General features: G+C 32.1%; 7 protein-coding genes. All 7 read right to left on the reverse strand.

What is annotated here, in order from left to right; translation table 11 throughout:
• Nucleotides 1–398: 398 nt before the first annotated feature.
• Nucleotides 399–1,322, reverse strand: a complete 924-nt coding sequence (locus ACM55I_RS13710) for a carbohydrate kinase family protein (RefSeq protein ID WP_416847414.1) — start codon at nucleotides 1,320–1,322, stop codon at nucleotides 399–401.
• Between the two features lie 69 nt (nucleotides 1,323–1,391).
• Nucleotides 1,392–2,546, reverse strand: coding sequence for a DUF4960 domain-containing protein (locus ACM55I_RS13715; RefSeq protein WP_416847415.1), 1,155 nt, complete (start codon nucleotides 2,544–2,546; stop codon nucleotides 1,392–1,394).
• Nucleotides 2,547–2,587: 41 nt separating this feature from the next.
• Nucleotides 2,588–4,426, reverse strand: coding sequence for a hypothetical protein (locus ACM55I_RS13720; RefSeq protein ID WP_416847416.1), 1,839 nt, complete (start codon nucleotides 4,424–4,426; stop codon nucleotides 2,588–2,590).
• A 31-nt stretch (nucleotides 4,427–4,457) separates the two neighbouring features.
• On the reverse strand, nucleotides 4,458–6,164 hold the full coding sequence (locus ACM55I_RS13725) for a RagB/SusD family nutrient uptake outer membrane protein (RefSeq protein ID WP_416847417.1): 1,707 nt from the start codon (nucleotides 6,162–6,164) through the stop codon (nucleotides 4,458–4,460).
• A 10-nt stretch (nucleotides 6,165–6,174) separates the two neighbouring features.
• Complete coding sequence (locus ACM55I_RS13730; RefSeq protein ID WP_416847418.1) at nucleotides 6,175–9,252, reverse strand: SusC/RagA family TonB-linked outer membrane protein; 3,078 nt, start codon at nucleotides 9,250–9,252, stop codon at nucleotides 6,175–6,177.
• 70 nt (nucleotides 9,253–9,322) lie between these two features.
• Complete coding sequence (locus ACM55I_RS13735; protein ID WP_416847420.1) at nucleotides 9,323–10,918, reverse strand: glycoside hydrolase family 32 protein; 1,596 nt, start codon at nucleotides 10,916–10,918, stop codon at nucleotides 9,323–9,325.
• A 9-nt stretch (nucleotides 10,919–10,927) separates the two neighbouring features.
• Nucleotides 10,928–12,244, reverse strand: coding sequence for a sugar porter family MFS transporter (locus tag ACM55I_RS13740; RefSeq protein ID WP_416847422.1), 1,317 nt, complete (start codon nucleotides 12,242–12,244; stop codon nucleotides 10,928–10,930).
• Nucleotides 12,245–13,230: the final 986 nt, after the last annotated feature.

The raw sequence follows: 13,230 nt of genomic DNA on the forward strand, positions 1-13,230 counted from the left end.
TTAAAATGAGAACCTATAAAACAAAAAACAGTAGTAAACCGGAGCTTACTACTGTTTAAAAATTGTACTTTTATTTTTTATTAATCCTGTATCGTTTTTTCAGGACTAGACAATATTGACTTTATTTTTTGAGAAGAAATAAAAGTTTTTTTTACATCTGTCGAAACTAATCTTCTTACCACTATATCTTTAATCTCAAAAGGGTATCCATCCTTGTAAAACATGCAACAATATTAAATAACACACTCAATACAAGCAACTTAAAAATACAACACTTTACTCTTATTTGATATCAAATGAAATATTTCTTAGGCTATATACTAAAGTTCTACATCTAGCAAAAAAAAGAACACGCTGGGTGTAATTCAAAAACAATTACACCCAACGCGTTAATAGAATCACAAACTATTTTTTTTACTTTTTTTCTCAATTTTCATATAATCACTAATTACCTTTTCAGAAATCTTTGGATTAGCTCCTTCTTGTCCAGCTACTAAAGCACCTATTGCGCAAGCATAATTCAATGATTTTTGAGGTGATTTTCCTCTTAATAATCGTACTATTAATGAAGCTAAGAAGGAATCCCCAGCACCAACGGTGTCTACTACTTTTATAAAATAACCACTATTATAATAAAATTTATCATTATAGTACAAAACAGCTCCAAATTCCCCCTTGGTAACGCAAACCTGTTTTGTATTTGTCTTTTCTGCAATAAATTTAATGTTTTGTTCAAATGAATTATATGGTGACCCTAATTCGCTGCTTATTTCACGTAACTCTTCATCATTCAACTTAATAAAATCAGCTTTTAACATAAGTTCATTTAAGACATCGGTAGTGTAATAAGGGGCTCTTAGATTTACATCGAAAATTCTATACTTTGCTTTCCCTAAAAGCTTGTTCAAAGTGGTCCGAGTAATCTCATCCCTACATGCTAAACTTCCAAATACAAAAACATCTGCTTCAGCAGTTACTTTTTCCATCATTTCTGTTTCTATGATCTTGTCCCAAGCTGACGGATATAAAATATCGTAGGAGGCATTTCCCTTTTCATTAATCATTACATGAACAGCTCCTGTTTTATATTCCTCCGTCATTTGAATTAAATCGGTGGTAACCTCTTGATCGTTTAAAAAAGATAGTATGTTTTTTCCATTTTCATCATCCCCAACACGACTTATCATAGTCGTTTCTACTCCCATAGAATTCATTCTTAAAGCTACATTCAATGGCGCTCCCCCAATTTTTTTATGCGTAGGGAAAATATCCCATAAAACCTCCCCAAAACAAACCGCACTTAAAGTATATTTTTTTTCCATTTTTTAATAAATTAAATAAATTAAAGGGCAGGAAAACCTGCCCAATAAAACCACAAGCTAAACAAATTATTATTTTGTACCTAAATAATCAATCGAATTTCTATAGATCCCTTGTATATTAGATGCATATACATTGGTTCTTCCGTCATTCATGGCCCATTCCATACCGCCTATGCCTATTGCTATAATAGTTCCTGCATAAACTGAATTCGACTTAAATTCAATAATACCCGGGCAACATTCATCACTAACACCGCTCCAAACAGCAAGAACTTTACCACCATAAAGGTTTTCAAATTCCGCAAACTGCCCTTTTTGATGACCTGGCCCTAACAATGGTCCTAAATCCCACAAATTATTATGATCTTCTTTATATCCACCATTAATTACTGGGAAATACCCATTAGAATCAGTAGAAATTACTTGAGTAAAGTTATAAATAGGACTATTTCTTTGATCATTTTGAAAATTAACACCTCCATCAATACTCCAAGTACCACTATCAACAAAGCCAATACCATTTCCTTTTATTGTTAAAAGACCACTTTTATCACGACCAATAACTTCAGCATAACTAGTTGCCATACCTCCTAAAAGCATTTTACCTCCTTCAACAAGATACTGAGTTAATACATTTTTTTTATCCAAACTTACTTGTGGCAAAGCTGATGTTCCTTCTGTATCATAAAAAAAGAAAACAACATTCACTGTTTTCAAAGAATTTATAGTTAAATCAGAGAAAGGAATAAAAACAAACCTACTACCATAAGTATCTTTAGCCCATTGAGCAGCAGCTTTTACGTCTTCGTCAACAATATTGTCTATCGACGTAGCATCACTCACAAAAGCAATTTGATTTGGGAGTACACGTGCATTTATAATATAATGTCTGGTTTTATCCCCTGATTTAGTAGTTACTTCAATAGGAGTTGTTAAATTAACAGTTGTTCCAGATGCTGGAGTAACAATTACACCTTCCGGGCTCTTTATATCTAATACAACTGCAGCTAAATTTGTTTCAGAAGGCAAAACAAAATTAACAACTCCAGACAAATTATCTATCGTAGCACTTGTTTGACCTATTTTAATTGATTCAATTATATTCAAAGTACTTGGCAATTGATCGTCATAATTCAGACGTTCCTCACATGAGTATGTGATTGTTGCTAGTAATAGCAACAATACATACTTAATGTAAAATCCATTTTTTATTTTATTTTTCATTTTTCATTTTTTTATAATTAAGAAATTCTATTTAAAAATTACTAATCATTATTTAGATTGTACAAGTGATCAAGAATATTCTTGGTGAAAACTTTTATATTGTTTTGATAATCATTTGTAGTTCCGTTCGAATTCCATTCATAACCTACAATTGTATTTGAAATTGTAAAAATATGTCCTTTGAAATCTGTTGGTATTTGAGAATCAAATGCTGCATTATTAGCCAAATCAGTTCTTTTAAATTCAACTGCACCATAACCAAAAGCATCTCCAATGTGTCTTAATGTTCCATATTTTACTGCCGTTAAAGTCTTTTCAAATTGGGAAGCAGCATCAGAACCACAACAGCTTGGATTAAGAATTCCATCAAAGTGTTGCCACCATATTAATCTAACCTCTCTATTTGCACTATTTTGTAATGGCAAATATTCGTTTCCAGCTCCTCCTTCAAAGGTTAAGCCATTAAAAATTTCATCATTGCGTCTATTCCCAGAATTGTTAGAGTCTCTCATTCCCAATCCCCATATATCATCTGCAGGTTTACCCGTGTCATAACATCCTGTTTCACTTGCACAACCAAATTCAGAGAATACATAATTTCCTGGTGCTCTTGCTGCTCCAAAATTTGCGGGAACTCTCCCTAAAGAAAAGATGAATGGACTAGGGTCTCCTGCAATAAGCATATCTCCGCCCCCTTTTACCCAAGATTTAAGTAACTGAGCTTGTGAACCACCTGGTCTTAAACCAGCAGGCAGCATATTAGAAACATCATTAGAAGTAGCAAAAAAACCTTGATTTTCTTTTGGAGTTAAATAATACAACATGGCAACTTTCACATCTCCAATATTTAATGCTGAAATATCTGCAATTTTAATGTATTTGAAATCCGCACCATAGGTACTTTGCATCCAAGTTGCAGCAGCTTTTGCATCATCATCAACTAATGAACTTATATCATCTTCTAACCCCAAAAAGGCATATTTTGTTGCTGCTATTGATTCAACTTTTACATTATAAACCTTTGTAAGGTTTTCTTTGTTCTTAACTGTGTAAGTAACTGAACCGTTACTAAAGTTTTGTGTAGCCCCAGAAGAAGGAGTTACTGTTTGTTCTGCAGGTAACGTAATAACAGGTGCTAAATTAGTTAGGTTAGCTCCCGGAGGTAAAATTACCACAATTGAATTTGCAGCATTATCAACAATACCAACTGCTCCATTTACCACAAACGATTCAATTTTAGGCGCTTGTATTTGTGTAACCGTCACCGTATATTGTTTAGCGGTGTATCCATTATTTGATAAAACAGTATATACTTTAGGGGAAGTAAAATTTCTGGCAACTCCAGAAGCAACATCTACAGTTGTTCCTTCAGCAATTACAAATGAAGGAGCTAAATTACTCAAGTCTCCTCCTTGACTACCAATCTCAACTTTAATTGTTTTATTTACTTCATCAATTATACCCAATTTATCACCAATCGAGAATGATAATATCTTAGGATCACCATAAGCTGCAATACTAGCAGTATAGGTTCTATGAGCTCCATTTGTTGAAACTACCTCAAAGGTTACTGGACCATTACTAAAATCTATTGTAGATCCTGAGGCTGGTGTTACTGAAGCAGTTTCTGGAAGTCTAATTTCAGGTTTAACATTTTTCAAATCAGTTCCAGATGGTAATGTCATTGTAATCGTACCAATGGTATGATTAATATCGGCATATTTAGATCCTACTTTAAAAGACTGAACGATAGATTCCGTATAATCAGGAACTTTATCAGAAAAGTTATCATCTTTAGAACATGATAAGAAAGTCAATGCAATTGTGATAAATGCAATCGCTATACTATAAATAGATTGTCGTTGTTTTATTGTTTTCATATTTTTATAAGTTTGGTTTGGTTTAGTCTAATTAGTATCCTGCTCTTTGTTTATATACACCTGCACTTGCATCAATTTCAATTTGTGGTATAGGCAAATATTGTTCGTGAGATTGTAATGAAGCACTTTGTAAATAGGTACGGCGTGTTTTTTCAACTTGAATGTAATTGTTGACATATTGTTCAGCAATACCCCACCTCACTAAATCATAAAAACCATGTCCTTCGTTAGCTAATTCTAATCTTCTTTCCATTCTAAGTGCTTTTCTAGCTGCATCCTGAGATAATGATAATGGATATAGATTTATCAAATAATTTGCTGCATTTTGAGATGGATTATTAAAATCTTTTACATACGGTGAGTTTTTAGCTCTATTTCTAATTTCATTAATTATGATAACTCCACCAGAAACATTTGAACCAGATTCAATTAAAGCTTCCGATTTCCATAACAATAAATCACTGTATTTAATAATAGGAAAGTCTAAATTACCTAATGCCCAAGGGAACCCTGTAGGATTTGAAGCCAAACCGTTTGAATTTGGAGAAATTACATTTTTCTTAACCAAGTAAGAACCATAAGTTGCTGGATCTCTATTCCAGTCCGGTTGTTGTGGTCTTGCTGCCCAATCTTTCCAAGTAATTCCAGTTCTTCCAATTTCGTGATCTAATCTTGGATCTACTAAGTCCGTTGGAGTTACATTCGCATTATTATAACTGTCAAATAGCGGAAGCCCATCTGCACCAACTTTAAAAGAATTTACAAGATTTTGAGAAGGTTTATCAAAATCATCACCATTTAAATATGGGTTTTTAATATCATCTCCAGGACTATCAGGTGCATTTAATAAATTTCCAAAATTGAGATTTCCAAATTGAGAACCATCATTTATAGAATACTGAACTGCAAATATGTTTTCACGATTTCCGTACCCTGGAATCGAATATAATTTTTCTATATCAGTTACTAATCCATAATTTCCAGAATTAATAACGTAGTTCGCACTTACAATTGCCTCAGTCCATTTTTTTTGAAAGACTTGCGCTTTACATAAGTAAGCATACGCTACTACTTTATTTACTCTCCCTAATTCTGTTTGTGTGTCAGGTAATTGAGCAATTGCATCTGTTAAATCACCTTCAACTTTAGACCACATAAAACTAAAGTCAAAAGTATTTGGTATTTTATTAATATCTGCAATTGGAGTATTTTCATCATACCAAACTATAGACCCAAAATTTTTAATTGCTTCAAAATAAAAATGAGCTCTCAAAACTTTTAGTTCTCCTATTCTTGCTTTCTTATTAGGAAATTTAGCTTCATCTATTGTATTAATAGCTCTCAAAGCAGTATCAACTCTTTTTATTCCAAAATAAATGGCTCTCCAAACATTGTAAGCATTTTCACTTGAAGGAAATAAATCATGCGTTTCTAACTGATGCATTCCACCACCTGGATTATCACCAGTACCTCCACCTCCTTTATAGGAATCTCCACAACGAATATCGCTTGTTGCCCAGTTAGATGGTGCATGGTCAAAAGGCCATAAGTCTCTAAATTCACCTGTATTATAACGATAATCAAGTGCGCTATATGCCGCTATTACTAATTGTTCAGGATCAATATTATCTGCTGATAAAACATAGTTCTCCTTTACATTTAAATCGCTGTCATTTACACAGGAAAGCAATTGCATGCTTATCATTAAAGTAAATACTATTTTAAATTTTGTTTTCATATTTAAGATTTTAAAAATTTGCATTTATACCAAAAGTCATCGATTTTGTGTGAGGAATTCCATAACCTGCTACACCAATTCCTCCAGCACTTAATCCAGAAACTTCATAGTCAAAGCCAGTAAAAGACGTTAGAGAAAACAAATTTTGACCCACTAGATAAAATCTCATTTTATTCATTCCTAACCTTTTTGATAAAGCTTTATCAAAATTATAACCTAATGTTATATTTTTTAATCTGATATAGGAACCATCTTCAACATAATAACTTGAAGGTTGCAACTCATTATTACTATTCAATGTTGACAATGCTGGTACATTTGAATTAGCCTTACTTGGTGTCCAAGCGTCTAGAGTATTTGTATTATGATTAAAACTAAAATAATCAAAATCACCTATTGCACGCTGTGCATTATATAAATCATTTCCTTGTTTCCCGTCAAAAAACAGTGTTATGTCAAATCCTTTATAAGAAGAATATAAGTTTATTCCATATATAAAATCGGGATGTGGGTTGCCTATGATTGTTCTGTCAAATTGGTCAATTTTACCATCAAAATTAATATCCCTATATCTAATTCTACCTACTGCTTTTCCAGGTTGATCAGCATGAACAGCAACTTCTTCAGGAGTTCTAAAAATACCATCAGCAATTAATCCGTAAAAAGAAGCTATTGGTGATCCTTTTTTTGTTATTGACACTCCGTTAAGTAAAAAATTTGACTCTGTATCTAAACTTTCTACGTTATTTTTATAGGTTGAGAAATTCAAATCAACCCCATATTTAAAATCATTTGCAGGATTGCTTTTGTAGCTCAGCACAGCTTCAAAGCCTTTATTACTAACCGAACCTGCATTAATTAATGGAGGCTGGCTTTCTCCATTAACAGATAAAGCTATAGGTCTTAGAATTAAATCATTGGTTGTTTTTATGTAAAAATCAGATTGTAGCGAGATTCTTTCATTAAAAAATCCTAAATCAAATCCTACATTGTATTGTTCTGTTGACTCCCATTTAAGATCGGGATTAGCTTGACGAGATTGCAATACACCTCCTGAAGTACCTATACCTGTTCCATCTATGTTGTAATCTGAAAACTCTACTACATTACCAACAGTATTATTTACATAACTAGAAAGATAGGAGTAATCTGCTATTTGGTCATTTCCATTTATACCCCAAGATGCTCTTAATTTAAAATTAGAAACGTACTTACTGTCCTTTAGAAATTTTTCGTTTTTTGCATTCCAAGCTAAAGAAGCTGAAGGGAAAATACCGTATTTATTGTTTTCTCCAAAACGTGATGATCCGTCCCTTCTCAAAGTACCTGACACAATATATCGATCATCAAAGACATATTTAAGAGATCCAAATTGTGAAATCTTAAATGTTTCTACCTTTCCTACTAATATTTTATATTGTGCATTATCATTAATCACATAGCCTGCAGGATCAGTAATATTTACCCCATTAATTTGGTTATTATGAAAGTTTTCTTCTCTTGCTGAATTTTCTACACCAGCCAATATTGACAATCGATGTCTTCCAAAACTTTTATCATATTTTAAAGTATTAGTAAAAATAGTAGCCAAATAATCATTATCCACATCATCAGTAGTAATTTTCTGAAATACGGAAGGGATTGTCCCATTTGTAGAAAAAGCTTCAGTTGCAGTGTTAAATTTATAAGTTCCTTTATCAAAATTTAAGGTCGTATTAAAAACCAAACCATCAATAATTTTAAAATCCAAATAGGCATTTCCTAAAAACCTTTGATTCTTTTGCTTATTATTTCTATTACTCCATAAATTTGCTACAGAGTTTGGTTTGTCTTGCATACCCCCAGTTATAATAGTGGCATAATCTCCCAGATTAGAATATACCGGGAGCATTGGATTTTGAAGAATGGCATTTTCAAACTCGTTTGCTTTTATCTCATTATATTTAGAGTACAAGAAATTTTCACCAATGGTCAATCTATCCTTAAATAATTTATACGAAGCATTTATTCTAGAATTAAATCGGTCATAACCGGTATATCTCTGTATACCTTTATCTTCCGAATAACTCAATTGGGTATATAAACTTAAGTTTTCAGTTCCTTTTCTGTAACCAAAATCGGTGTTGTTTGAAAATGTATCGTTTGTAATTTCCTTTACCCAATTAGTATTAGCTGCTGTTTGCAAGCCATTTGGATCTAAATATTGAGGGATGGTAAAGCCAGAACCATTATTAATTAAAACCGGATGTGTAGGAATTGCAATTCCAGCACCTTGTTGTGCTTGATATTCCACATCCGCCCATTGTTGCGAATTAAGTAAGCTAATTTTATCTCTTAACATATTCACTGTTGTTTCAGATTTAAAACTAAATTCAGAAACTCCTTTTTTGCCTTTCTTGGTAGTAACTACAATTACTCCATTTGCAGCAGAAGTTCCGTAGATCGCTGCTGAGGCTCCATCTTTTAATACCTGAATTGATTCAATTTCTTCAGGATTTAACGAGGATGAACTTGTGGTTTGAACTCCATCGATTACCCATAGCGGAGCTGACCCACTAGTCACTGTAGTTAATCCTCTAATAATAATTTGAGAATCATTCCCTCCTGGCGTACCCCCAGAATTGATTTGTAAACCAGCAACTCTACCTTGCAAAGCTGTTAAAATATTAGGGGAAGACTCTTGAGAAATATCCGCAACTTTAACAACCGAAATAGCACCTGCTATATCTGATTTTTTTTCTTTTGTATACCCAACAACAATAACTTCGCTAAGGCTATTAAGACTAGATTTTAATTTGATGCTGTATGTGTTTTTTGAAGTTATTTTTAATTTAGCATCTAAATAACCAATATAAGAAACCATCAAATTAGCTCCTTCATTAGCAGAAATTTTAAAATTACCATCAAAATCTGATGTGGTTCCATTTTTAGAGCCCTCTACAAGAATACTAGCCCCTGCTAAAGGCTGTCCGTCGTCTGATAAAACAGATCCATTAATTTGTCTTTCTTGCCCTGAAGCAATAAACACTAAGAAAAACAAACATATTGACAATATGTTTTTCTTATTTTTAAAATACTTAATTTTCATACATCTATAATTTTGGTTATTAGTTAATTTGTTTTTTTAATTATTATTCTTTTTTTGCATAATCTATTATCTAAAATTTCAGTTGGTTTATCAATACATTTTTAAGTTCAAAATCAGAATTTGCTTTAGCTATTGAAAAAGAATCCATTGGTTTATCTGAAAAATAAATTTCAGTCATCACCGTTTTTCCATTATCATAAAACACTTCAATTGAAGTCTTATCGATAAGCACTCTCACTTCGATTGAATTAAAGTCTGATGTAATTAGAGCCTTTGAAATTTTGTTTGCAAATTCATTTGAAAAAGAGGTTTGACTTACATTTTTTCTATCAATGTAAAAACACTTCTCTTTTTTATTAATTCCAAAATGAATGGCATTATTTTCTTTATTTGAAAGGATAAAATCATAGTTGTCATCCTTTAAACCATTCATAGTAAAATGAATGTCTAATTTTGACATATCTACAGCAGATTTATCTATAATCACAGTTGTTTTATCAATAGTAAGAAGATCCTTTTTAATAGTCTTTGAAATATATTTATCCAATTCCTTTACTGGCAGAGAAACTATTCGATAATGACCCTCAGTGTTTATAAGTTTCAATTCTCTTGGAATGGTCATAGCACTTCTCCAATTTCTTGTAGGTACTTTATTGGCATATTCCCAATTCGACATCCAACCTATAAACAATTTACGTCCATCAGAATCCGGAATATTAGACCAAGTGACTCCTGCATAATTATCCTTACCATAATCAACCCATAATGCTCCAAAATTGTTTAAGTCTTGAGTAAATGAATCGTCTGCTGTGAACGTTTTTCCATCAAAATTTCCAACAAAATATTGTGTTGCCGATCCTCCATTTGGTCCACCAGGATTAATACTTTGTAAAAGCACCCATTTCACTTCGGTTAAACCATCAACTTTAATAGGAAAAAAATCTGGACACTCCCAAGGAGCACCGTGCGCGCCAAGATTCTTGCCAAAGGCAGAAGCCAATTCCCAATCAATTAAATTTGAAGAACGATATATTTTAGTTTCCACATCGGCGGCCAGCACCATTATCCATTGATTATGAATCGCGTCCCAAGTCATTTTTGGGTCTCTAAAATCTTTAATATTAGGATTTTTAATTACTGGATTATTCTTGTATTTTGTCCAAGTCATTCCTTCATCTAAAGAATATGCTATAGCCTGTGATTGAAAATTTTTTGCTCCTGCTTTTGCTTTTACAGCATCATGATAAGTAAACATTGCTACAATTGGTGGATTTTTTAAACTCCCAAATCCAGACGTATTATTCACATCAACAACTGAGCTACCTGAAAATATATATCCCATCTCATCTGGATAAAGTGCAATTTTTTCTTCCTTCCAAGTTATCATGTCTTTACTTGTTGCATGTCCCCAATGCATTGGCCCCCAAACATTATCATTTGGATAATGCTGAAAACATAAATGATACAACCCTTTGTAAAAAAACATTCCGTTTGGATCATTCATCCATCCCGTTTTTGGTGTAAAATGAAAATTGGGTCTGTATAATTCTTCATTGGTTACTACTTTTTCATTACTTGTTTTAGTAGAACTACAACCATACATTGCAATCAGTATCAGGATAAAAAATAATCTTTTTAAAATTCCATTGTTTAATATATTCATCATAATTATTATTTAATCTATTAACCCTTTACTTACCTCTTCCAAAGAAATTCCCTTGGTTTCCGGCATCATAAAAAGGACAAATAGCAATTGAAAAACCATCATAAAAGCAAAAAAGGCAAATACATTCCCAACACCAAAACTTGTAAAAAAGATTGGAACCATAGAAGGGATAATAGCTGCTAAAACCCAATGGACAGAACTACCAAAAGACTGTCCGGAAGCTCTCAAATGATTGGGAAATATTTCAGAAATAAACACCCAAATAACAGCCCCTTGTCCAATTGCGTGAGATGCAATAAAAACAAATAGAAATGTAGGAACTGCCATTCCTGTCCAGTCTAAGTAAAAAGAAGTTGCAACCATTGAAAGTGAGAAAATATAACCAATAGATCCGAAAATCATTAATTTACGTCTTCCCAATCTATCTATAAGATAAACACCAATTAGTGTAAAAATCAAATTTATAAAACCAATACCTATGCTACTTAATAATGCAGTTTTTGCCCCTAATCCTGCTTCTTCAAATATTCTGGGAGCATAATATAAAAACGCATTAATTCCTGATAATTGATTAAAAGCTGCAATCAAGAAAACCAAGATTAATTGAAAGCGGTATTTTTTCATAAAAATATTTTCGTTCAAAGGAGTACTATTACTATTTTTACTTAAATCATCCAAAATACTTTGAACATCTTCTTTTGATCCAATTTTTTCGAAAATAAGTTTTGCCTCATCAATCCTAGTTTTTGAATACAACCATCTTGGACTTTCTGGTATACTAAATGCCATAAAAGAATAAATCAAAGATGGAAAAACCTGAACACCAAGCATCCATCGCCAAGCGTTTACACCAATATCACTTAATAGATAATTTGATAAAAAGGCACAAAGAATACCTAAGACAATATTAAATTGATACAATCCCACTAAACGCCCTCGATCCTTGGCTGGTGATATTTCAGATATATAAGCTGGTGCAGCAATTGTTGAAGCTCCAATACCTAACCCCCCAAGAAATCTAAAAAAGGCAAAAACAAACGGATCGTTTGAAAGCGCTGAACCAGCAGCAGAAATAGAAAACAAAATCCCTATAATCAATAACGTATTTTTTCTGCCTAGCTTATTTGTTGGAATTCCCCCAAAAATAGCACCTATAACTGTACCCCAAAGTGCCATTGCCATTACTACAGAACCGTGAAAAACATCACTTGAATTCCATAACAACTGTAACGTTTTGTCTGCACCTGAAATCACTACTGTATCAAAGCCAAATAGAAATCCTGCGAAAGACGCAATGATTGACCATCTCAAAATTTTATTATTCATAAACCATGTTTTTAATTATTATCAAACTTATTATTAAACAGTAAGATAACGTTTTCGTAATGTATCCATTTACTTCAAATTTGTTACACAAATCACAACCATTTTATTTTCAACATATTAGATTACACACAAGATATGATTGTATAATATTGTAACATGGAATTATGATTTCGAAACAAAAAATAAATTAAAAAAAAGTTTTAAATAATTTAAGTGGCTTCAAATTACATATAGTGTTTTTTTATTTTAAATTATTTACACTTATATCAATAACAACACGCTAAAAAAATAGTGATAGTTTAAATTTTGGGGATTACCACTCTAAAAAATTAATTTATCTATAGTACTAAAACAGCCTAATTTTAGAATTAACTAATACAAAACCTTTAGAATAACATGGTGTAACTTTATATTAGTAATGCGAATCAAGGGTTAGAATGTGCCGTTAGGCACTAAATCTTGGTAGAAAACATGAATTAGTACTAATTTAGTGTGCCGTAGGTACGCAACAAAACGATAAATGTTGCGTACCTACGGCACGCTAACGAATTTTAAACTTAATTGCTACCTATATATAGTGCCTAACGGCACAAAAAAAAATTTCAACCCTTGATTCGGATTAGTAGTTCAAAATAGGAAGAATGTAAATAATTTCACTTTATAAGATTTGCAATTTTCATAAGAGAATTTAATAATCTTTACTAATGCCTTAACTCAGAAATTCACCATAGCTATATAGTACTGAATGAAATGCAAGAAAAAAACAGATAGAATTAAAAAAAATAGATTATACAATAATATTTAAAATATCATTTTATAATCTATTCAATATGAGAGATGGTATTCACCACCATAGAAGAATATTTCAATTGGTCATTTATCCAATTTTTTCTAATGTAGAATGCAGTTTTAGTCTAAAAATTTTAGTTTCATTTAGTTAATAATTGCTGCGACGGTACTTAATTTATAAACGAAAAAAGACAAGC

It is taken from the genome of Flavobacterium algoris, assembly GCF_048158525.1.
GTDB lineage: Bacteria > Bacteroidota > Bacteroidia > Flavobacteriales > Flavobacteriaceae > Flavobacterium > Flavobacterium algoris.